Origin of the sequence: Catenuloplanes nepalensis (assembly GCF_030811575.1) — a bacterium.
Lineage (GTDB): Bacteria > Actinomycetota > Actinomycetes > Mycobacteriales > Micromonosporaceae > Catenuloplanes > Catenuloplanes nepalensis.
This window is the reverse complement of sequence record NZ_JAUSRA010000001.1, coordinates 1,823,733-1,844,938: the sequence shown is the minus strand read 5'-3', so window position 1 is coordinate 1,844,938 and position 21,206 is coordinate 1,823,733. Positions and strand designations below refer to the sequence as shown.

Sequence of the window (21,206 nt, the reverse complement as noted above, 5' to 3'; positions counted from 1 at the left end):
GGTGGCTCCTAGAACCCGAAGAGCTTCTGGGCGTTGCGGTCGAGCACGTCGGTCTTCTCGTCCGGGGTGAGGTGCGGTGAGTTCTCCACGTACCGCACCGCCTCGGTGAGCGAGGCGAAGATGGCGTCGCTGCCGAGCAGCAGCCGGTCGGTGCCGTAGGTCTGCTTGGCCAGCAGCAGCGCCTCGGGCAGCTCCTGGGTGCTGGTGTCGTAGTAGAAGCGGCGGAACGCGGACATGGGGTCGGCCGGGTCGAGCGGCAGCTCGGTGATCCAGGAGAAGTAGTTGCCGCCGACCGCCTTGTCCGCGCTGTGGTCGAAGGCGCGGCGCAGGTTGCGCTCCAGCCGCGGCCACAGGTAGGGCAGGATCCCACCGCAGACCCCGAAGACGAAGCTCAGCGTGGGGTGGCGGAAGGTCAGGCCGGAGAAGACCATCCGGGTCGCGGCGGTGGCCAGCTGCAGCGGGCTGCCGTAGGCGGTGTGCAGGTTCCAGTCGGCGAGCCCGGGGTGCACGGCCGAGTCGGAGCCGACCGGGTGCAGGTAGACGACGGCGTCGTGGCGGGCCAGGTTCTCCCAGAACGGCGCGAAGGCCGGGTCGTCCAGCGGCCGGCCGTCCACCGCGCACGGCAGCGCGATGCCGGCGAAGCCGAGCTCGCCCAGCGCCCGGTCCGTCTCCGCGATCGCCTCGTCGACGTGCGGGAGCGGCACGCTGCCGAACGCCCGGAACCGCCCGCCGTGCCGGGCAACCACGTCCGCGTAGATGTCGTTGATGCAGCGTGCGGCCTCGGCGTTGCCGGCCGCGTCCGGCACGGTGGTGTTCAGCCCGATCGCGGAGAAGATCTGCACGTCGACGCCGACCGCGTCCATCTCCGCGACCCGCTGGTCGAGATCGTCGGCCTGCCGCCCGGCGAAAGCCAGGTCCTTGCGCCCGAGCGTGACCAGCCGCGCGATGTACTCCGCCGCCCAGTAGTGGGCGTGGACATCGATTCGCATGTATTGCCTCCCGCGGGTCGATTCGTTCCGGAAACCTACCGACCGACTTGTCAGTAGGTCAATAGAGACAAAAATCAGAAGCCTCGGCGGTACGACGTCAGCGCGCGCCCCGCACCCGCAGGACACTGACGCCCGCCAGCACCGCGAACACCGTTCCCGCCAGGAACAACGCCGCATAGTTGTCGCCGCCGCCGAGCGCGATCAGCGCCGGCGCGATGGCCGGGGCCAGCGACTGCGGCAGCGTGTTGGCGATGTTCATGACGCCGAGGTCCTTGGCCGCGTCCTGCCTCCGGTTCGGCAGCACGTCGGCCACCAGCGCCAGGTCGACCGCGAAGTAGGTCCCCTGCCCGAGCCCGATCAGCGCCATCGCCAGGTAGTACTGCGAGAGATCCTGCGCCACGGCCAAGGTCAGCAGCCCGCCGGAGGCGATCAGCGCGGAGACGCAGACGAAGATCCGCCGCCGGCCGAGCCGGTCGGAGAGCCAGCCGACCAGGTTGCTGCTCGCCACCACCGCCACGGTCTGCACCAGCACGCCGGCCAGGATGGTCCGGGTGGCCTCCTCCTCCCCGAGCCCCATCCGGGAGTCGAGGTAGAACACCTGGTAGTTGAGCACCGAGGCGATCGCCATGAACACCATGAACCGGCTGACCCAGGCCCAGGCGAAGTCCGGCTGGGCGCGCGGGCTGACCCAGAAGCTGCGGGCCAGACCGCCGATCCCGAGCGGTGGGCGATCGGCCGGGTCCAGCGTGCGGTCCCGCAGCCTGAGCGCCAGGGCCACCGTCAGCACCACCGTGATCAGGCCCGGCACCGCGAACATCAGGACCGGCGTGCCGGACAGCGCGCTCGCCAGGCCCGCGCCGACACCGGCCGCGAGCGCCTGGCCCACGCCGATCAGGGCGGAGACCGTGCCGCGCTGGCTCGCCGGCACCTGGTCCGGCAGCAGCGCCATCATGGTCGACAGCAGGCCGTTGAGCGCGACGTTGGTCAGGCACCAGCCGATCGCGACCGCGGCCACCGTGGTCGCGGCCCCGGTCAGCGCGAGCGCGCCGACGGCCGCGACCGCGCAGCCCACCAGCCAGGGGCGGCGCATGCCGTACCGGGAGGTGGTGCGGTCGCTGAGCCGGCCGAAGACCGGGTTGGCGAGCAGGCCGAGCACCGCGCCGAGGCCGAGCACGAGCGAGAGGCTGCCCTCCCGGCCGTCGGGATCGATCGCGTTGATCTTCAGTTGGAGAGACACGATCACGGGCGTGAGCAGCGCGACCCACAGGCCGACGTTCGCGAGTGTGTAGAGGGTCAGGAATCCGGCGCCGGCGCGCCGGGGCTCGTCGGCGTCGATGGGCGCAACGGCTGGGGAGTGGGCGGAAGCATCGGTCGTCGACATCAGCCGGCCCTTCGGGTCCGCGGGGCATACCGACGAACATCATCGGCACGCGTATCAGGAGTCCATGTCCGGAGGATTACGCGATCTTTGCGACATCGCTCGCGGCGGGAAAGTGTGACCACTGTCGCAGCCGGGGCCTGAGCACGGAAATCAATCCTGGCGATACGGGTCATCGACCAAGCCGATGGCGTACCGCCGAGATGCCCTGTGAACTGGAACTTCCGGCGCGGGCTACGATCCCCCGGTGGACAAACGGACCGAACAGTCGGTAGCTCCGTCACCCGCCCGGCGTCCCCGGAACCGCTCGCAGCGACAGCTCGACGAGAGCGCGGAGCTCAAGGCGGAGATCGTCCGGACCGCGGCGCGGGCGTTCGCCGAGCGCGGCTACGCGCAGACCACGCTCGACGTCGTCGCCAAGCTGGTCGGGCTCAGCCGGCAGGGCGTGCTGCACCACTTCCCGTCCAAGGACGCGCTCTTCGCCGCCGTGCTGGATCGGGAGAAGGGGTGGGCCCAGGCCCGCGCCGCCATCGAGAGCACCGGCGCGGGGCTCGACGCGATCCATGGGCTGGCCGTCTTCCTCGGGCACCACGAAGACTCCCGCGTGCCGTTGCAACTCATCCACGTGCTCGAGGGTGAGGGCATCGCCGGCAACGAGGCCGCCCGCCGCTACGTCGTGGACCGCGCCGCCCAGGTCCGCGGCGAGATCCGCCGGCGCCTGGACGCCGGCCGGGACGGTGGCGCCATCGCCGCGAACGCCGACCTGGACGCGGCCACGCTGCTGATCGCCGCGACGATCAACGGCCTGCAGAAGCTGTGGCTGCTGGACCCGGCCCTGCCCACCGAGATCCCGTTCGACCTGCTGCTCCAACTACTGGAGCCCTACCTCACCGGGTCACCGGCGGAGACCGCGGACCAGGAACGGGCTCCAGGCGGGGGGTGACGCCGGACCGGCCGGGGCCGTCGATCCGGTGTCATCGAAGTCGGTGAGATCGGCTGCCCGCCCGCTCGGCACGAATCACACTTGACCTGTGATCACGCCGACAGCAGAGCGAGGCGCGCGGAGCGCCGGCGGTCGCGACCGCCGGCGGCCGGTCAGCCGATCAGAGCGACCATCGCTGCGGCGGCAGATCGCCGGGCAGCGGCTCGGCGGGCGGGAGCGGGCTGGCGCCGACCGGATTCAGTGCGTCCAGGGTGAGCGCGACGTAGCGGCGCCAGCCCTCGCTGCCCGGTGGAAGCGTCCAGAGCACCCCGCTGAGCATCAGCACGATCCGGAGCAGGTCCTCGGGGACCAGGTCCGCCCGGATCGCACCGGCCTGCTGCCCGCGGGCGACCAGCGTCGCGATCGGGTCCACGAACCGGGCGATGATCTCCGCGGTCAGTGCGCCGGAGTGGCTGGCGGCGGCCAGCGTGTTCCGCTCGCGGGAGATCGACCGCAGCGCCGCCTCGACGACGATGCCGATGGCCCGGCGCGCGTCGGGCTCCCGCATCGCGCGTTCGATCTCGGGGCCGATCTCCTGGGTGAACGCCTGGTGCAGCACCGCCTGGATGAGGTCTTCCTTCTTCGGGAAGTGCCGGTACAGCGTGGCGATGCCGACGCCCGCGTGCCGGGCCACGTCCTCGAGCGAGGCCTCGACGCCGTGCGCGGCGAACGTCTCGCGCGCCGCCGTGACCAGGCGCTCGGCGTTGCGGACGGCGTCCGCGCGCACCCGGCGGGGCGTGCCCGAGGTCACCATCGGCGTAGAAGTGATAGCTCCATCTCGCTATGCTACCGTTCGCCTAAGTGATAGCACGCTATCGCTTAATCGACGCCTTCGCGGAGGGCGCCACGACCCGCCTCTGTTGCCCGCCAGTGCCCATCGGCACGACGTCACTCACGCACAGGAGTTGCTGCCATGGCCCGTCATCTCGCCGCCCTCGGGCGGTTGTCGTACCGCAGGCGCGGACGCGTCGTCCTGATCTGGTTGCTGGTCCTGGCCGCGCTCGGCGGCGTCGCGGCGGTGTACGGCGAGGTCGGCAGCGGCGCGGCCCTCACCGTGCCGGGCACCGAGTCCCAGGCCGCACGCGACGCGCTCGCGAAAGAGTTCCCGCAGGCCGCCGGCGCCTCCGGCACGATCGTGATCAAGGCCGACGGGGACGGCACGCTGACCGGCGCGGCCGGTCAGGCGTCGATCGCCGCCGTCGCGGCCGAGGCGGCGAAGCTGGACGGCGTGCTCGGGGTGGTCGCGCCGGAGCAGTCGGGCGCGCTCTCCGCGGACGGCCGGTACGCGATCATCCAGGTACAGTTCGCCGACCCGGTCAACGACATCGACAGCGACGTCAAGGACGCCTACGGCGAGATCGGCGCGGCGCTCGACGGCGTCACGGTAGCCCCCGGCGGTGAGATCGCCGCCGTGCCCCCGGAGGCGGGCGCGACCGAGGGCATCGGCGTGGCCATCGCCGCGCTGGTGCTGCTGATCACGTTCGGCTCGCTGGTCGCGGCCGGCATGACGCTGCTCACCGCGCTCGTCGGTGTCGGCGTCGGCATGGCCGGTGTGCTGGCTCTCAGCGCCGTCGTCGACTTCACCGCGGTCACCCCGATCCTCGCGCTGATGCTCGGGCTCGCCGTCGGCATCGACTACGCGCTGTTCATCAACTCGCGCTACCGCCAGCAGCTGCTGGACGGCGACGACGGCGAGACGGCCGCCGGCATGGCGGTCGGCACCGCGGGCTCCGCGGTGGTCTTCGCCGGGCTGACCGTCGTGATCGCGCTCGCCGCGCTGACCGTGGTCGGCGTGCCGTTCCTCGGCGTCATGGGGCTGGTCGCGTCGCTGGCCGTGCTGGTCGCGGTGCTGGTGGCCATCACGCTGACCCCCGCGGTCGCCGGATTCGCCGGCCCGCGCATCCTGCACCGCAGGGACCGGGGCGCCGAGCCCCTCCAGAACGCGAAGACGCCGCTCGGCGCGCGCTGGGCCCACCTGGTCACCTCGCGGCCGGTGCCGGTGATCGTGCTGGCCGTCGCGCTGCTCGCGGTGATCAGCGTGCCGGCCGCCGGGATGCGGCTCGCGCTGCCGGACAACAGCAGCGCCCCCGCCGACAGCGCCGCGCACATCGCCCACGACATGCTCGTGGACGGCTTCGGCACCGGCTACAACGCGCAGCTCGTCCTGGTCACCAGAACCGAGTCGGCGTCCGCCACGTCGGCCGCGACCACGGCGCTCGGCACCGCGCTCGGGCAGCTCGGCGGCGTCACGCTGGTGTCGCCCGCGCAGACCAGCACGGACGGTTTGACCAGCATCATCACCGTCGTTCCGGAGACCGGGCCGTCGGATGAGAAGACCGCGGACCTGGTGCGGCACATCCGCGAGACGGTCGTCCCCGGCATCGATGCCGACGTCGCCGTCACCGGCGTCACGGCCGTGGCGATCGACGTATCGGACACGCTGTCGGACGCGCTGCCGATCTACCTCGCCGTCGTCATCGGCCTGTCGTTCCTGCTGCTCATGCTGGTATTCCGCTCCATCCTCGTACCGCTGAAGGCCTCGCTCGGTTTCCTGCTGACCACGGCGGCGACGTTCGGCGCGACCGTGGCGGTGTTCCAGTGGGGCTGGCTCGCGGATCTGGTCGGGCTGGACAACCCCGGCCCGCTGATCAGCTTCCTGCCGATCCTGCTCGTCGGCGTCCTGTTCGGGCTGTCCATGGACTACGAGGTCTTCATCGTCTCCCGGATGCGGGAGGACTTCATGCACGGCACGCCGGCCCGCGCGGCGACCGTCACCGGGTTCACCCACGCGGCCCGGGTGGTCGGCGCGGCGGCCACCATCATGATCGCGGTCTTCGCCGGATTCGTGATCTCGCACGACCAGAGCGTCAAGACGATGGGCTTCGCGCTGGCGGCCGGTGTGCTGATCGACGCGTTCGTGGTCCGGATGACGATCGTGCCGGCCGTCATGGCGCTGCTCGGCGCGCGGGCGTGGTGGCTGCCCCGCTTCCTCGACCGGCTCCTGCCGAACGTCGACATCGAGGGCAGCACGCTGGACCACGAGTACCCGCGGCGCGAGGAGGAGGTCTCCGTCGACCCCTCGGTGCCGACTCGGGTCTGACGCACCGGATCCGGTGGGCCCGGCATCGTGCCGGGCCCACCGGGCTGCGTTACGGCATGGCGACGTAGGGGTGCTCGGCGCCTTCCCGCTTGGTGTGGATGGTCCAGTAGTGCTCGGCGATGGTGTCCGGCTGCGTCTCCGGGCCACCGTGGCCGATCCAGACCGACAGCGGGACGTGCGCGACGTAGACACCCTGCTCCGCCACGGCCGCATGCAGGGACAGCGCGTAGTTGCGCAGGGCCCCGGCACCGACCGCGATGTTGCCGAACGCGGGCATCATGCCGGGGTTCGCCGAGGTGCCACCGGTGCTGAACAGGATCGTGCCGCTGCCCCGGCCGGTCATCGCCGGGAGCACCTGCTGCGCGGCGGTCAGGCCGCCGCCGAGGTAGAAGTCGAGCTGGGGGCGCACGGCCTCCAGGGTGAGCTCGGTGACGGCGACCGGGGCCAGTGCGGCGTCCGCCGGAGCGCTGGGCGAGAAGCTGAGCACGTCGATCTCGCCGAACCGCTCGGTGATCCGGGCGATGGCGGCGGCGAGCGCGGCGGGATCGGTGACGTCGGCCGCGAAACCAGCCGCCTCGACACCGTGCGAGCCCAACTCCTGCGCCAAGGCGTCAAGCTTCGTCTGCGTACGCGACACGAGGCCGACGCTGAAGCCCTCGCGGCCGAACCGCTTGGCGATGGACTGGCTCAGCCCGGGGCCGGCGCCGATGATGGCGATCGTGGGCATGGATGATTCCTTTCGAGGGTGGGACCGCGTCCGTCAAGTGGAGCCGCCCTTTCACTTGACCGTATCAGATAAATGGTGCCTCTCCTCCACTTGTGCGATCATGGCTGCGTGACCGCATCGACGACGCCCGACCGGCCCCTGCGCGCCGACGCCGCCCGTAATCGCACCGCGATCGTGGCCGCCGCGCAGCGCGCCTTCGCCGAGTCCGGGCTTCAGGTGCCGTTCGACGAGATCGCCCGGCGCGCAGGGGTCGGCGAGGCCACCGTGCACCGCCGTTTCCCCGACCGCGCCTCGCTGATCGCCGCCGCGCTCGGCGACAAGATGAACGACTACGCGGAGGCCGCCAGGCAGGCGCTCGCCGAGCCGGACGCATGGCAGGGCTTCTGCGGCTATGTGCGCCGCGTGTGCGCCATGCAGTCCGGCGACCGCGGCTTCGCCGACCTGCTCACCGTCTCGTTCGCCGCGGTCAATCCGGCCGTCGCCCAGCTGGAGGACCGGCGCGACTCCGCGCTGCGTGACTGGCTCACCATCGTGCGCAGAGCCAAGAAGTCCGGGCGGCTCCGCCCGGACTTCCACCCCGACGATCTGGTCGTGCTACTGATGGCCAACGCCGGCGTGGTCGCCGCCACCGCCGACGCCGCGCCCGGCACGTGGCAGCGGCACGTCGAGTACATGCTGCAGGCGTTCGCCGCCGGCGATGCCCGGCCGTTGCCCGCGCCACCGGCCAGAAACGCCCTCCTGCAAGCCATGCGACGCACCCAGGGCAGCGCACCAGCATGATCACGCGCCGGGGATGCGGGACCTCAGGTAGCAGGTGACCGCGTCGCCGAGCTCGTCGACGAACGCGTCCCAGTCGCGCGCGACGTGCTCGGTGAAGGTCACGCGCGGGTGGATCTCCGAGTTGACCATGGAGAGCACGAGTTGCATCGCGAACTCCAGCGGCGCCCGCCGGGCCGGATCGGCGCCGGTGACGGGCGCGAGCACGGAGCGGAAGTCCCGGCTGAGACGGTTCATCGCCTCCGCGCCGGCGCCGCCGCGCTCGCCACGGTTCAGCCGTAGCAGGACCGGCCCGTGCCGGCGAAAGAGCCCGGCGGTGGCCCGCACAGCGGCGCGAACCGCGGCGTCGAGCGTCGTCGCGCCCACCGCGCGCGCCTCCGAGAAGGCCTCGTCGTGAGCCTGGTTCACCGTGTCGATCAGGCGCTGCGCCACGTAGTCGAGCAACGCCTCCCGGTGCGGGAAGCGCAGGTAGAAGGTGCCGCGGCTGACACCGGAGCGGCGCTCGACGTCGCCGACGGTCACCGCGTCCCAGCCGCCCTCCACCAACAGCGCGACGGCCGCCTGGTAGATGCGCTCGAGCTTGTCCCGGCTGCGGTCCTGCCGCGGAGCACGAAGTGCGTCGGCCATGTACGAACTCCTTGACAGATAAAACTAGACCAGTCCAGTCTAGTTGCACTCGGCCGGGCCACCAAGGGAGTTCATGTGCCCACTATCGATGTGCACGCCCATCATCTACCGACGGTGCTGGGCGAACTGTTCACCGAGCTGTCCGGGCGGCGGTACCCGCTACGGCACTCCGAGGACCAGAGCCGGCGGCTCGCGGATCTCGACCGGGCCGGCGTGGATCAGCAGGTGCTGGGCCTCGGCGCGGTGCAGCCGTACTGGCGGGACCGTGCGGCCGGGGTCCAGGGCGCGCGCTTCGCCAACGACCTCTACGCCCGTACCGTGGCCGGTCATCCCGACCGGCTCCGCGCCCTCGGGGCGGTGCCGTTGCCGCACCCGGACGACGCGGTCACGGAGGCGATCCGCTGCCTCGACGACCTCGGATTCGACGGGATCGGCCTGGGCTGCTCGGCCGACGGCATCCCGCTGGACGATGCGCGATTCGACCCGTTCTGGGCGGAGATGGACGCACGGGGCGCGCTCGTCTACCTGCACCCCGGCGTGGCGAACGGCCTCGGGGTCGGCGTCTCGGACTACCCGATGCTGCTCGGGCCGGTGTTCGGCTCGCCCGCCGAGCAGTCGATCGCGGTCGTGCGGCTCGCGCTGGCCGGTGCCATGGCCCGCTTCCCCGGTGTCCGCCTGCTGGTCGCCGGGATGGGCGGGAACCTGCTCGTGGCGCGGGCCAAACTGGCCGAGAGCCTCGAGCGCGGGGCCGCGCACGGCAGCGACTACGACGCCCCGGCCGTGCTGGCCGCCCTGGACGGTCTCTGGTTCGACACGTCCTCGATCGACCCGGTGCTGGCGCTCGCGGCACGCCAGGCCGGCGCGGACGACCGGCTCGTGTTCGGTTCGGACACCCCGTGGGGCAGCGCCACCCGGGTCGTGACCGAGCTCCGCACCCTGCTCACTCCCGCCGAGGTGGACGCGGTGCTCGCCCGCGGCGCGGCACTCATCGAGAAGAAGGAATCCTGATGTACGTAGGCTGTTTCCTCGGCCCCACCGGCCGGGGCCCGGCAGACGATCTCCCGTTGATCGACTTCTGCCACGACATGGCGCTCGCCGCCGACCGCGCCGGATTCGCGCTGGTCAACGTGGGCGAGCAGCACTTCACCGGGTACGAGCCGTACAGCTCGCCGTTCATGATGGGCGCGACGCTGGCCCGCCACCTCGACCAGGCCTGGTTCGGCACCACCGTGGTCAACCTGGCCTACCACAACCCGATCTCGCTGGCCGAGCACGCGAACCTCATCGACCTGCTCACCCACGGCAAGTGCTTCATCGGCCTGTCCACCGGCCACCTGCCCTTCATCGCCTCGCAGTGGGGTGTGCCCGCGACCTACAACAAGGACGTGGCGCTGCAGCGGATCGACGTGGCGCTGAAGGCATGGGCGAAGGAGCCGGACGACCCGCCGCTGGCCTGGCGCACCGACCTCGAGGAGGGCGTCCTGGCGATGCGGGTGATGCCGGTCGGCTACCGCCGGGAGCACCCGGTCATCGGGTTCGCCACCAACACCGACGCCACGATCGCGCGGGCCGGCACGCAGGGCTGGCCGGTCGCGCTCGGGCGGTACAACCTCGAGGAGTCGGCGCGCAAGACCGCCCTCTACCGGGCCGCGCTGGACGCCGCGGGCCACCCCGAGGACGTACGCACGGAATGTCTCGCCCTGTCCAGCGTCACCAAGGCGATCGTGGTCGGCCGCACCGACGAGGAGGCGTGGGAGATCGCGGAACGGCAGCTGCGCGGCTTCATGAACTTCACCTACTCGGTCGCGACCCGGCGCCGGCTGGAGGACACGCGGTCCATGAAGGAGCTGTGGGACGACACCGTCGACGGCCCGGTCGACATCGCCAACAGCACGTTCACCGCGCCGGAGTGGATCCAGGCGTCCGCGTTCGTCGGCAGCCCGGAGACGATCGCGCGGCAGATGCTCGAGTACGCGGACGCGGGCATCGAAGGCATCAACGCCCGCTTCGTCTACGGCGACTTCGACGCGGCCGAGGCCTGGCGCGGCTTCAACCTCTTCGCCGAGGAGGTGCTGCCGCTGGTGAACGCCCGGCAGATCCCGGCGCCGGGGCCTGACCGGATCCGCCCGGAGCACCTGGGCGAGGCCGCCGGGCCCGCCACGCTCGCCGAACTGTTCACCCGCTGATCGGAGCCTCCCGTGCACTTCTCCCTCTTCCTCGGCCCCGGCGTGCGCGGCCCGCACGAGGACCGGCTCGCCATCGACCTGATCACTGAGCAGGCGATGGCCGCGGACGACGCCGGCTTCACCGCGGTCTACGTCGGCGAGCAGCACTTCAACAACTACGAGCCGTACGCGGACGGGCTGACCATGGCCGCGTTCCTGGCCGGCCGACTGCGCAACGCGTACCTGGGCACCAGCGTCGTGCCGCTGGTCCTGCACCACCCGCTGTTCCTGGTCGAGCGCGCCAACCTGCTCGACCAGCTCACCGGCGGCCGGTTCGTCCTCGGGCTGTCCGGCGGCCGGCCACGGGAGGGCAAGGCCTGGCACAAGCACGACCTGGCTCCGGCGCAGCGCGCCCGGCTGTTCGACCAGAAGCTCGACGTGATGCTGCGGGCCTGGGCGCACCGGGCCGGCGATCCGCCGCTGGAGTTCGTCACCGACGACGAGCACGGCGTGATGGAGGGCCGGATGATGCCGGCCCCGCACCGCCGGCCGCATCCGCTCTTCGCGATCGGCACGAACACACCGGAGAAGATCGCCGAAGCCGGCCGACGGGGGCAGAAGGTGCATCTGGGCCCGTTCGACCCGGGCGGCGCGGGCCGGCTCGCCCTGCTCTACCGCAGCGCGATGGTGGCCGGCGGGCATCCCGCCGCGCTGATCGAGGAGAACATGCGCTGGCTGATCCACACTAAGATCATCTTGGTCGGGAAGACCGACGACGAGGCGTGGGACGTCGCCGAGCAGCTCTTCACCGGCCCGATGGTGATGGCGCCGTGGATCCGCCGCGACCCGGCGCAGGACGGCTGGCCGCTGCGGAAGATCTATCGCGCCGACCCCGGACCGTTCGCGCCCGCGATGGGCGGCCCGGAGAGCCAGAGCGCGTTCCTGCACCGTACGGCGATCGTCGGCAGCCCCGAGACCGTGGCCGCGGAGCTGGCCGACTACCGGGACGCGGGCCTCCCGCACGTCCACGCGCGCTTCATCTTCGGCGGCCTCGACGACCCCGGCGTCCACCGCCGCTCGTTCCGCCTGTTCACCGAGGAGGTCATGCCCGGCCTCGGCATCGACACCATCCCCGCCCCGGCCGGCGACCAGGTAGGCGCCGGCTGAACGACGCTATGACCGGTGCCAGGTCACGTGGCCCGCCTCGAGGACTGGTACGAGGCGCTCTACGCCACTTCGCACGGCCGAGACGGTCGCTGGTACGTGTCCACGAGGCCGGACCCGGCCGCGATCGCCCGCATCACCGCGGCCGTGCTGGCCGACGCCGCCGTCCCCGCCACAACCGATCTCCCGGCCGGCGTGGAGGCGCAGACCCGTGGCGACCTGCTCTTCCTGATCAACCACAAGCCGCACCCGGTCTCCACCCCGCACACCGGACGCGACCTGCTCACCGGAGAACACCACGATCCGACGACCCTCCCCGGGTACGGCGTGGGGGCGCTCGACGGCGGCGGTATCCGGTAGCGGGCCACCCGCCTGCTCCGCTCGTGCCACTTCCGACGGCGCCGGCATACAGATGGAGCAGCCGCTCCATCTGTATGCCGGCCGATGACGCGCCATGCTCAGATGTCCGGCACGGATGCCGATGAGCACGAAGAGAAGGAGTCACAGCGCGAAAGGCTGGCGGGATGGCCGAACCGGCACGGACTCGGGCGCGCTCGGCCGGCGGCCGGATCCGGCGATGGTGGCCCGTGCCGGCCTATGCGGTCATGGCGCTGGTCGCGGCGCTGGCCGCCGTTTCGGCGCTGCGGCCTTCGCTGACCGCCGGGGTCGACCTCGCCGCGGCCGAGTTCCCGCCGGTCTACCTGATCGGGCTGGTTTCCGGAGCCCTGGCCGCACGGGATGCGACCGCGACCGGGCGGCCACGACGACCCTGGTGGATCATCACCGTGTTCTTCGCCGTGACCGCGCTGGCCGGCGTCCTGCTCGGCGTGGCGCTGGGCGGGGCCGCGCCCCGCGAATGGGCGCTGTGGTGCAGCATCGGGCTGCGGGTGCTGGCCGCGCTGGTGCTGCTCGCCGGGCTGCTGGCCTTCGGGTCCGATCAGATGAGCCGGCGGGACCGGTTCCGCTTCGCCTTCGACAGCCTCGTGGTCACCGGCGGGGGTTTCATGCTGATCTGGTACTTCGTGATCGGTCCAGCCCTGGCCGCGCCGCCGGGAAGCGCGTTCACCCGGTTCGCCACCGTCGCGTACCCACTGGTCGATCTGCTCCTGGTTCTGGGTGTCTGCGTGGTGCTGCAGCGCGGCGTGGCCGAAGGGGACCGCCGGGAGCTGCGCATCCTGCTGTGCGGCACGATCGCCTATCTGATCGGCGACCTCGTTCTCAGCTACGTCACCATCCATGTGCCGGAGTACCGGCCGGACGCCGAGTTCAACCTGCTGGTCCTGGCGCCGCTGGTGTTGATCGCCGCCGCGGCCGTCGAGCGCTGTCGCCGCGGCCCGCACACCGATGCCACCGCGCGCAGGCCGGGGACCACCGCACGCCGCTTCCTGCCCTACGCGGCCTTGCTCGCCGGATTCGCCCTGCTCGGGCTGGCTGCGGTCCAGTCCGGCCTGTACCCGTGGGGTGGCCTGGTGGTCGGCTCGGTCGCGATGGTGGGCGGGGTACTCGGGCGGCAACTGCTGGCGCTGCGCGACAACCGGCGGCTGCTCGCGACGGACCCGCTCACCGGGCTGGCCAACCGCACCCGGCTCACCGCGGATCTGGAACGCGCGCTGCGCCGCGCCCAGCGCACGCGGGAGCCGGTCGCGGTCCTGCTGATCGATTTGAACGGATTCAAGGAGACCAACGACCGGTACGGCCACGAGGCCGGTGACGCCGTCCTGGCCGCCTTCGGTGACGTGCTGCGCCGGCACGTGCGTGCGGCGGACACCGCCGCACGCCTCGGCGGCGACGAGTTCGCGGTGGTCCTGGGCGATGTCGGCACGCAGGCACGGGTCGGGGCGATCGGTGACCGCATCTTGCGCACCGCCGCGGAGACCAGGCCGCTGGGCGACATCCCGGTGGGCATCCGGGCGAGCATCGGCGCCGCCGTCGGCACGCCTGACCCGGCGCAGGACGTCGAGCCCCAGGCACGTGACCTGATGCGGCGCGCCGACGCGGCGATGTACGCCGCCAAACGGGCGGGCAGCGGCGTCTGTCTCCTCGACCCGCCGATCGGCGACGAGGTCGCCAGGATCGGGTGCCCGCTCACTCCACCGGGATCCAGACGCGCATGGCCGACGGGCCACGCCGGGCCCACTCCCGATAGGCGATGAGCGGCACCGCGCGCCGCTCTCCCGAGGGCAGGTGGCGGATGTCCACCGTGACGCGGTCGCCGCCGGTCACCGTGTCGGGTACGAGCACGATGTCCTCGATGGTCCAGTTGTCCGGCAGATCCGGCGACTCCAGCGCCAGCACGTCCGGGCCGCACCGCACGGCGACGCATCCGCGGATCGCGTCCGCCCGATGGTCGGGCCGGATCACCCCCGGTGTCATGTCCAGCGTCAGCGCGACGACGTCACCCGCCGACCAGACGCGGGACAGCGTGACGGCGCCGTCGGTCACCCGGACCGGCTCGAGGCCGTTGAGGCGCAGTGTGGTCTCGTGCGACCAGTCCGGGTTTCGCAGCGTGAGTGATGCCGCCGTCTCGGGCGCCTCCATCACCTCGATGGTCACCGCGCCGGGACGGTCATCGGCGACACGGACCCGGAACGGCTCGCCGCCCTTGACGGTGGAGATCTCCGCCGGCGCGTACTGGTGGATCTGGATCCCGTCACCGGTGACGGTGGCCAGGTATCCGCTGAGGCTCGCGAGCAGCCGGGTGAGGTTCGGCGCGCAGCAGGACACCTCGTACCAGGGCTGGCGGACGCCGGCACCGCCCCGGATACCGACGCCGTCGTCGTTGACCGGCACGTCGCCGCCGGGGTGCCGCTGGTACAGCGTGTTGGCGTAGAAGAACGACCGGCCGTCGTCACCGGGCGCGGTCGCCACGATGTTGTGGAACGTGCGTTCGATCAGGTCCGCGTACCGGGGCTCGCCGGTGGCCAGCAACAGCCGCCAGCTGAACATGATCGACGCGACGCCGGCGCACGTCTCGCAGTACGCCCGGTCCGGTGGCAGCACGAAGTCCTCACCGAACGCCTCGTCCATATGGTGCGAGCCCATACCGCCGGTGATGTAGGTGCGCCGGGCGACGGTGTTGTCCCACTGCGTCACCAGCGCGTCCAGCAGTTCCCGGTCGCCGGTCTCCACCGCGACGTCCACCGCCCCGGCCGCGAGGTAGAGCGCCCGCACCGCGTGCCCGCGCAGCACCCGCGCCTCGCGTACCGGCAGATCGTCCTGCGCGAACGCCCGGCCGAACTCGATCAGCGGCAGCGTGCCCCTCCCCCGGCGCTCCACGAAGAGCGCGGCCTGGTCGAGGTAGCGGCGCTCGCCCGTGGTCCGGAACAGCTCGACCAGCGCCATCTCGATCCCGGCGTGCCCGCAGACCCGGTCCAGCCCGGCCGGGCCGAACATCACGCAGACGTGGTCGGCGAGCCGGACCGCGACGTCGAGCAGCTCGCGGGTGCCGTAGGCGCGATGGTGCGCGACCGCGCCGTGGATCAGGTGGCCGAAGCAGTACAGCTCATGACCCCAGGTGAAGTCGCTGTACCGAGGCTTCTGCCAGGGCCGCCCGAAGAGCGTGTGCAGGTAGCCGTCCGGCTCCTGCGCGGCCGCGACCAGACCGACCAGCTCCGCGGCCACCGCGTCCAGCTCGCCGGGGCCGGTGCGGGCCCGTTCCCACGCGATGCCCTCGATGACCTTGTAGACCTCCGAGTCGGCGAACTCGCGGCCCCGGTGCTCGTACCGCCGGCCGCTCGCCGCGTGGGTGAAGTTGGCGGTCCAGTCGAGCCGGCGCATCCAGTCCACCGCGTGCGGGACGATCGCGGCACGGTTGAGCTGCTGCAGCGAGCCCCACAGCCCGCCCTCCAGACTCACCTGCGCGAGCGCGAGCGGCGCGAGCCGGGTGTGCGACGGTCTCACGGGTATCACGGGTGTCTCCTATGTCCATGGGTTGAGCGCCGCGAAGGAGCTGTCGGCCTGGAAGCCGGCGTCCTCCACGGGTTGCGCGCACGGGTCGAGCCACAGCTCGAAGCCGCGGTGCCGGAGACAGCGGCCGGGCAGGTTGTGCGACATGAGCCGGACCGTGCCGGTCGCCGCGCCCGCCACCGGGTGGGCGGCCGGGCGGGCGACGGCCACGGCCACGGCCAGTGCAGCACCGCCGATACCGGCTCCGGCCGCCGTCGGCAGAGTCCGGCGACTGGTGGAATGCGACAGGGGAGAACACCTCCGGTCAGATGGGTGTCACCAGGAACAGCCGGGCGTCGTACCCGGCGGGCAGGTGGAGCAGGCCCGGCTCCGTGGGCCAGGCCGGCGCGGAGACCGGGTAGAGCTGCACGAGCTGTCCGGCCACCCGGATCTCGGCGTCGTGCCCGCGGGACCAGACCGCCAGCAGCGCACCGTCCGGCCCGTCAAGCCGCAGCGCGACCGCGGAATCGGACCAGCCGGGCAGCCCCAGCGGCCAGGACGGCACGGACTCCGCGATGGACCGCCGCCACCGCTTGTGGAGCTCGACCGCCTCGTGCACCAGCGCCCGCTGCTCGGGACGGAGCCGGTGCAGGAAGCCGGAGAGGTAGAGCCGCCCGGTGATCCCGGCCAGCATCGCGAACGCGGTCTCCGCACCGGTCATCTCCGGCGCCGGGTACGCCCAGTTCCCGGCCTGCTCCGGCGGGATCGTCATCGGCGCGGCCGCGGCGATCGGCGGGTAACGGCGGAAGTCCTGCTGGTCCGAGGTGGACTGCAGGTGGCTTACCCGCAGCAGCGCCGGGTCGGCCCGCATCGCCCCGGACGCGCAGTTCTCCAGGATCAGCCCGGGATGCCGCGCCACGAGCCCGGTCAGCCACTCACGGTACGCGTGCGCGTGACCGACCAGGGCGGTGTCCGCGCCCGGGTCGATGTTGTAGTCCAGCTTCAGGAACCCGATGCCGTAGTCGGCGACGAGCCGGTCCACCACCGCGTCCAGGTGCGCGACCGCGGCCGGGTGCCGCAGGTCGAGGTGGTAGCGGTCGTGCTCGACGACCCGGCTGCCGTCCCGGCGCAGGAACGCCTCCTCGGGCAGCGCGTCCCGGACCGGGCTCGCCACGCCCACCACCTCCGGCTCCACCCACAGGCCGGGCAGCATGCCGTGCGTGCGGATCCGGTCCAGCACCGCGGCGAGGCCGTCCGGGAATCGGCCGGCCGCCTCCCGCCACTCCCCCACGGTGTGCCACCAGTCGCCGTCGGCGGCGAACCAGCCGGCGTCCACACAGAACACCTCGGCGCCGGCGTCCGCGGCCGCGTCCACCAGCGGGTGCAGCCGTTCGGCGGTCGGGTCGCCCATCAGCGTGTTCATGAAGTCGTTGTAGACGACCGGCAGCGCGCCGAGGTCCACCAGCCGGTGTGCGCGCCGGGCGCCGATGAGCGCGCCCACGGCCGCGTCGTGCCCGTCCGAGGACCAGGCGACGGTGACCGGTGTGCCCGCCCATTCCCGGCCCGGTGCGAGCGGGACGGCGAAACCGTGCCGGGCGCCGGTCGGGCCGAGCGCGGTGACGTGCACGCCGTCCAGCGACTCGCCGAGCTCCCAGTGCCAGGGGCCGCTGGACTCGATCTCGAAGGCGACCGCACCACCGTCAGCCGACAGCACCCCCATCGGCAGGTGATCGCCGGTGGACCAGGCGCCGTGGCTGGTCACGCCCCAGCTCGCCCGGCCGTCCTGCCCGTGCAGGGGCAGGTTGACCTCCGGGACCCGCTCCCGCAGCGGCTCGATGCGCCACCGGTTCTCGGCCAGCCAGCCGCTCTCCGCCCAGCTGAGCCGGGCGCCGCCCACATGTTCCTCGCCCACGAGCAGGCCGGCGCCGGTCACCGCGGTGAGCACCACGGTCCGGGCGCCGACGTTACGGACGGTGTGCCACCCGGTGAACGCCCGCGGCCCGAGGCGACGCAGCCTGCTGGTCACCTCCAGGCCGGTCAGGACGTCGCCTTGGACGATCTCCACGGTGTCGCCGGCCACGGACGTGGAGCGCAGACGCAGCCGCTCACCGATGGCGGAGCGCACGTGCCCGGCGCTGCTGCGCGCCCGCTGGTCGACGCTCGTGAAGACGTCGACCAGCGGGCGGCCAACGGCGGCGAGCAGGGGCACTCCGCTCACCACCAGCCGGACCGGGCCGTCAGCCGGTACCGGCAGCTCCACCCCGGCCGGGCGGTCCGGCCAGGCGATCACTGCGAGATCATTCATCGGTACGCCACCTCGTCGAAGACCGCCTCCGCCCCCTCCGACGCCAGGTCCTGGACCCAGAGCCCGGCGAACGCACCGGTGAACCCGAACGTACGGACCTGCCCGTCGATGAACTCGTCGGCGTTCTCGTCGGAGAGGATCGTCGCGTCCACCTCGTGCGGGATCGGAGTCCAGCCGTCGCCCGCGTCCCACGCGGCGCGCAGCACCGGGCCGTCCAGCTCGAGGCGTAGCCCCACCCGGCGCGGAGTCCCGGCCGCGACCGGATGCGCGGTGCGCCGGCCGCGATCGCTGACGGTCAGCACGAGGCCGTCCGTGGTCAGCGCCAGGAAGCACCAGTTGCGGGTGTTGTAGTAGGCGGTCAGCCCGGCGGCCTGGTGCACCGAACCGGGCAGGAAGTCCACGACCGCGCTCAGCGTGCTGCGGGCCGCGGTCACCGGCCGGGCGACCAGGCTCGGGGCGCGCAGCCCGTACGGGGACTGCCCGCCCCGTACCGTGATGCGGTCGTTCTCGAACCGGACCCAGTCCGGCGTGGCCGGGCGGCGCAGCGTGCTCCACGCCACCCCGTCCTTCGGTGGTGGAAGCGCGGGCGCCGACGGCAGGCGCGGAGCCGGCACCGTGACCGCCGGGACCCCGCCCGGAACCCGCGGCCAGCCGTCGACCCACTCGACGCGCTGGAGCGCGGTCTCCCGGCCCAGCACGCACCGGCCGCGTGGGCTGTAGGGACGCGCGCACAGATGCGCCAGATACCACTCGTCGCTGCTCAGGTGCACCAGGCAGCCGTGCCCGGCCTTCTGGAGCGCCAGGTCCGGATCGTGCCGGGAGGTGAGCAGCGGCCCGGCCGGGTCCGGCTCGTACGGACCGAGCAGCGACCGGGACCGGGCGGTCCTGGCCCCGTGCTCGTAGCCGGTGCCGCCCTCGGCGAACAGCAGCAGGTACCAGCCGTCCGCCCGGTACAGGTGCGGGCCCTCGGCGACGCCGATCTCGGTGCCCTCGAAGATCCGCACCGGTTCGCCGGCGGCGCGACCGTCGTCGTCCAGGCGTTGCAGGTCGATGCCGGCGAAGCCGTGGCCGGGCCGGGAGTCGAAGACCATGCCGAGCAGCCACGTGCTGCCGTCCTCGTCGTGGAACAGGGCGGCGTCGAAGCCGCGCCCGGGCAGCGGCACCGGGTCCGACCACGGGCCGTCGATCGTCGACGCGGTGACCAGGAAGTTCGCCACGTCCTTGAAGCCGGCCGCGTAGTTGTCGACCACGCCGTACACCAGGTGGAACCGGCCGTTGGCGTAGGTCAGGTCCGGCGCCCAGACCCCGCCGGAGTCCGGCACGCCGGTCAGGTCGAGCAAACGGCGGTCGCCGAGCACGCCGCCGAGCGGCCGCCAGTGCACCAGGTCGCGCGAGTGGTGGATGCGCACGCCGGGGTACCACTCGAAGGTGGAGGTGGCGAGGTAGTGGTCGTCCCCGACCCGCAGGATCGACGGGTCGGGGTGCGCGCCGGGCAGCACCGGATTATGGATCACGGTCACCGGGACTTCAGGTACGCGTCGGCCTGCTTCTCCAGCTCCGCCCGCACCCGCTCGAGCCCGGCCGCGTCGACCGCCTTCTTGAGCTTGTCCAGGCCGGAGTCGACGTCGACCGCGCCGAAGAACAGCGGGTTGGCGAACTGGGTGAACGCGGCGGCCATCTGGGCGTCCTCCCGTTTGACCGGGGTGACGTCGGGGATGAAGCCGGCGAACGGGTCGGTGGTGAAGTTGTCGTAGTTCTGCGCCCAGGCGAACCAGTCCGCCTCGGTCTCCGTGATCACACTGGGCGTGCGCTCCAGCGGGGCCCGCCAGCTCAGCGCGAAGCCGGGGAAGCTGTACTCGGAGAGCTGCTCCAGCGACTTCTCCCCGGTGGCCTTCCAGTCCCGGCCTTCGATGCCGTACGAGATCAGGTCGTGGTTCTCCCGGATCGACAGCCAGTCCTGCAGCCGCATGGCGTTGTCGTTGCTGCGGCCCTTGGCGTTGAGGACCACGAAGTTCTCCGCCTGGAACGTCTGGTTCGGCTTGACCGACTTGCCGCCCCGCAGCGGTACGACGTTGGCCAGCGCCGCGCCGGGCGTGGACTTCCGCAGCAGCGGCAGGTAGTACGACGACGAGGTGCCGTCCGTCATCGCCCACGCGCTGGCCTGCCGCCCGTTGCCGAACAGGCTCTTCTGGGTGTCCGCGTCGACGTTGAGCGCGTCCTTGTTGATGATGCCGTCCTGGTAGTACCGCCGGACGGTGCGCAGCGCGTCGACCACGCCGGGCGCGTCCCAGAACGGGATCGGCCGGGACGAGCCGGTGGCGGCCGCGTCCGGCGCCATCACGAAGAACATCGAGTTGCCGGAGAAGTACTGCGCGACCGTGTACGGGTTCTCCCAGCTATAGGGGTTGAGCAGGCCGATCGGGTTCGGCACCACGATCAGGTTGGTCATGTTGGAGTTCAGGCCCAGCGGCGTCACGCCGTCGACCTTCTGCTTCACGTCGTACCAGAACTTCTCCAGCGCGGCGTAGTCGCTGATCACGCCGGCGCCGACCTTGTCGGCCAGGTCCTGGCGGACGACGAAGTGCTGGATCCGGGCCGCGCTGTTGACCTGAGGGACGCCGTAGAGCGTGCCGGACCACTTGTTGTTCTCGATAAGCTTCGGGTCGAGCGTCTTGCTGAGGTTGGGGTACTTGCCGCTGTCCAGCAGCGGGTTGACGGCCGCGAGGGAACGGCCGCCGGCCAACTGGATCATGTTGAGCCAGCGGGCCTGGAGCGCGGTGTCGAACGGCTCGCCCGCGGTGAACTTGAGCAGCGACTGGTTGGCGTAGTTGGTCCAGGCGATGAACTGGGCGTCCAGCGTGAGCCCCAGCTCGGCCTGGAGCTTCGTGTTGACCTGGGCGAGGACCTCCGGCCAGCCGGTCGGCGTGTTGCCGGGCAGCAGGACGGTGACGCGGTCCGCGCCGGACGAACCGGACGAGTCGCCGCAGCCGGCGGCGGCGAGCATGGCCGCGATGGAGAGACCGCCGCCGGCGGCGAGCAGGCCGCGCCGGGACAGACGGGTGCTGGTTATCGACATGTGAGCACTCCAGGGAAGGCGTGGAACGGGG

General features: G+C 72.1%; 18 protein-coding genes. 8 read left to right on the top strand and 10 right to left on the bottom strand.

What is annotated here, in order from left to right:
• Window positions 1-8 precede the first annotated feature (8 nt).
• Both J2S43_RS07660 and J2S43_RS07655 read right to left on the bottom strand, forming a co-directional pair.
• Window positions 9-989: an amidohydrolase family protein gene (locus tag J2S43_RS07660; protein WP_306827926.1), complete on the bottom strand. Its 981-nt coding sequence runs from the start codon at window positions 987-989 to the stop codon at window positions 9-11.
• Window positions 990-1,086: 97 nt separating this feature from the next.
• Window positions 1,087-2,370: an MFS transporter gene (locus J2S43_RS07655; RefSeq protein WP_306827925.1), complete on the bottom strand. Its 1,284-nt coding sequence runs from the start codon at window positions 2,368-2,370 to the stop codon at window positions 1,087-1,089.
• A 244-nt stretch (window positions 2,371-2,614) separates the two neighbouring features.
• Here J2S43_RS07655 and J2S43_RS07650 point away from each other — a divergent pair, with 244 nt between their 5' ends.
• The gene (locus tag J2S43_RS07650) at window positions 2,615-3,310 is read left to right on the top strand and encodes a TetR/AcrR family transcriptional regulator (RefSeq protein ID WP_306827924.1); all 696 of its coding nucleotides are present in this window, start codon (window positions 2,615-2,617) and stop codon (window positions 3,308-3,310) included.
• 160 nt (window positions 3,311-3,470) lie between these two features.
• Here the strand turns inward: J2S43_RS07650 and J2S43_RS07645 are convergent, their stop codons facing one another.
• Window positions 3,471-4,103 (bottom strand): TetR/AcrR family transcriptional regulator, encoded by a 633-nt coding sequence (locus J2S43_RS07645; RefSeq protein ID WP_306827923.1) that lies wholly within the window; start codon window positions 4,101-4,103, stop codon window positions 3,471-3,473.
• A 159-nt stretch (window positions 4,104-4,262) separates the two neighbouring features.
• Here J2S43_RS07645 and J2S43_RS07640 point away from each other — a divergent pair, with 159 nt between their 5' ends.
• Window positions 4,263-6,449: an MMPL family transporter gene (locus J2S43_RS07640; RefSeq protein ID WP_306827922.1), complete on the top strand. Its 2,187-nt coding sequence runs from the start codon at window positions 4,263-4,265 to the stop codon at window positions 6,447-6,449.
• A gap of 49 nt (window positions 6,450-6,498) precedes the next feature.
• On the opposite strand, the gene J2S43_RS07635 is transcribed toward J2S43_RS07640, so the two are convergent.
• Window positions 6,499-7,176, bottom strand: a complete 678-nt coding sequence (locus J2S43_RS07635; RefSeq protein WP_306827921.1) for an SDR family NAD(P)-dependent oxidoreductase — start codon at window positions 7,174-7,176, stop codon at window positions 6,499-6,501.
• A 108-nt stretch (window positions 7,177-7,284) separates the two neighbouring features.
• Between J2S43_RS07635 and J2S43_RS07630 the strand changes: the two genes are divergently transcribed.
• Window positions 7,285-7,956: a TetR/AcrR family transcriptional regulator gene (locus J2S43_RS07630; protein ID WP_306827920.1), complete on the top strand. Its 672-nt coding sequence runs from the start codon at window positions 7,285-7,287 to the stop codon at window positions 7,954-7,956.
• Here J2S43_RS07630 and J2S43_RS07625 read toward each other — a convergent pair whose 3' ends face one another.
• Entirely contained in the window at window positions 7,957-8,580 is a 624-nt protein-coding gene (locus tag J2S43_RS07625; RefSeq protein ID WP_306827919.1) for a TetR/AcrR family transcriptional regulator, read from the bottom strand. It abuts the gene before it with no gap.
• A gap of 75 nt (window positions 8,581-8,655) precedes the next feature.
• On the opposite strand from J2S43_RS07625, the gene J2S43_RS07620 reads away from it, so the two are divergent.
• The 5 genes from J2S43_RS07620 to J2S43_RS07600 all read left to right on the top strand — a co-directional run bounded on the left by J2S43_RS07620 (window position 8,656) and on the right by J2S43_RS07600 (window position 14,062).
• Window positions 8,656-9,588: an amidohydrolase family protein gene (locus tag J2S43_RS07620; protein ID WP_306827918.1), complete on the top strand. Its 933-nt coding sequence runs from the start codon at window positions 8,656-8,658 to the stop codon at window positions 9,586-9,588.
• Window positions 9,588-10,766: an LLM class flavin-dependent oxidoreductase gene (locus J2S43_RS07615; RefSeq protein WP_306827917.1), complete on the top strand. Its 1,179-nt coding sequence runs from the start codon at window positions 9,588-9,590 to the stop codon at window positions 10,764-10,766. Before J2S43_RS07620 ends, J2S43_RS07615 begins: the two co-directional genes overlap by 1 nt.
• A gap of 12 nt (window positions 10,767-10,778) precedes the next feature.
• Entirely contained in the window at window positions 10,779-11,912 is a 1,134-nt protein-coding gene (locus J2S43_RS07610) for an LLM class flavin-dependent oxidoreductase (protein WP_306827916.1), read from the top strand.
• 15 nt (window positions 11,913-11,927) lie between these two features.
• A complete protein-coding gene (locus J2S43_RS07605; protein ID WP_306827915.1) occupies window positions 11,928-12,269 on the top strand; it encodes a Beta-galactosidase C-terminal domain in 342 nt (113 codons plus the stop codon).
• A 227-nt stretch (window positions 12,270-12,496) separates the two neighbouring features.
• Window positions 12,497-14,062 carry a GGDEF domain-containing protein gene (locus tag J2S43_RS07600; protein WP_306827914.1) on the top strand — a complete coding sequence of 522 codons (1,566 nt, stop codon included), beginning with the start codon at window positions 12,497-12,499 and terminating at the stop codon, window positions 14,060-14,062.
• On the opposite strand, the gene J2S43_RS07595 is transcribed toward J2S43_RS07600, so the two are convergent.
• The 5 genes from J2S43_RS07595 to J2S43_RS07575 form a co-directional block, all read right to left on the bottom strand.
• Window positions 13,995-15,818 carry a glycoside hydrolase family 127 protein gene (locus tag J2S43_RS07595; RefSeq protein WP_306827913.1) on the bottom strand — a complete coding sequence of 608 codons (1,824 nt, stop codon included), beginning with the start codon at window positions 15,816-15,818 and terminating at the stop codon, window positions 13,995-13,997. The genes J2S43_RS07600 and J2S43_RS07595 overlap by 68 nt on opposite strands.
• A gap of 9 nt (window positions 15,819-15,827) precedes the next feature.
• Window positions 15,828-16,031 (bottom strand): AbfB domain-containing protein, encoded by a 204-nt coding sequence (locus J2S43_RS07590; protein WP_306827912.1) that lies wholly within the window; start codon window positions 16,029-16,031, stop codon window positions 15,828-15,830.
• 88 nt (window positions 16,032-16,119) lie between these two features.
• Window positions 16,120-18,099 (bottom strand): glycoside hydrolase family 36 protein, encoded by a 1,980-nt coding sequence (locus tag J2S43_RS07585; RefSeq protein ID WP_306827911.1) that lies wholly within the window; start codon window positions 18,097-18,099, stop codon window positions 16,120-16,122.
• Complete coding sequence (locus J2S43_RS07580; protein ID WP_306827910.1) at window positions 18,096-19,619, bottom strand: glycoside hydrolase family 43 protein; 1,524 nt, start codon at window positions 19,617-19,619, stop codon at window positions 18,096-18,098. The genes J2S43_RS07585 and J2S43_RS07580 overlap by 4 nt, the downstream gene beginning before the upstream one ends.
• A complete protein-coding gene (locus J2S43_RS07575; RefSeq protein WP_306827909.1) occupies window positions 19,616-21,175 on the bottom strand; it encodes an ABC transporter substrate-binding protein in 1,560 nt (519 codons plus the stop codon). Before J2S43_RS07575 ends, J2S43_RS07580 begins: the two co-directional genes overlap by 4 nt.
• Window positions 21,176-21,206 lie beyond the last annotated feature (31 nt).

What these genes read in the sequence shown, in the direction of transcription:
- J2S43_RS07655 (WP_306827925.1), bottom strand. Translation starts at nt 2,370, where the DNA reads ATGTCGACGACCGATGCTTCCGCCCACTCCCCAGCCGTTGCGCCCATC.
- J2S43_RS07575 (WP_306827909.1), bottom strand. Translation starts at nt 21,175, where the DNA reads ATGTCGATAACCAGCACCCGTCTGTCCCGGCGCGGCCTGCTCGCCGCC.
- J2S43_RS07635 (WP_306827921.1), bottom strand. Translation starts at nt 7,176, where the DNA reads ATGCCCACGATCGCCATCATCGGCGCCGGCCCCGGGCTGAGCCAGTCC.
- J2S43_RS07585 (WP_306827911.1), bottom strand. Translation starts at nt 18,099, where the DNA reads ATGAATGATCTCGCAGTGATCGCCTGGCCGGACCGCCCGGCCGGGGTG.
- J2S43_RS07645 (WP_306827923.1), bottom strand. Translation starts at nt 4,103, where the DNA reads ATGGTGACCTCGGGCACGCCCCGCCGGGTGCGCGCGGACGCCGTCCGC.
- J2S43_RS07615 (WP_306827917.1), top strand. Translation starts at nt 9,588, where the DNA reads ATGTACGTAGGCTGTTTCCTCGGCCCCACCGGCCGGGGCCCGGCAGAC.
- J2S43_RS07640 (WP_306827922.1), top strand. Translation starts at nt 4,263, where the DNA reads ATGGCCCGTCATCTCGCCGCCCTCGGGCGGTTGTCGTACCGCAGGCGC.
- J2S43_RS07660 (WP_306827926.1), bottom strand. Translation starts at nt 989, where the DNA reads ATGCGAATCGATGTCCACGCCCACTACTGGGCGGCGGAGTACATCGCG.
- J2S43_RS07625 (WP_306827919.1), bottom strand. Translation starts at nt 8,580, where the DNA reads ATGGCCGACGCACTTCGTGCTCCGCGGCAGGACCGCAGCCGGGACAAG.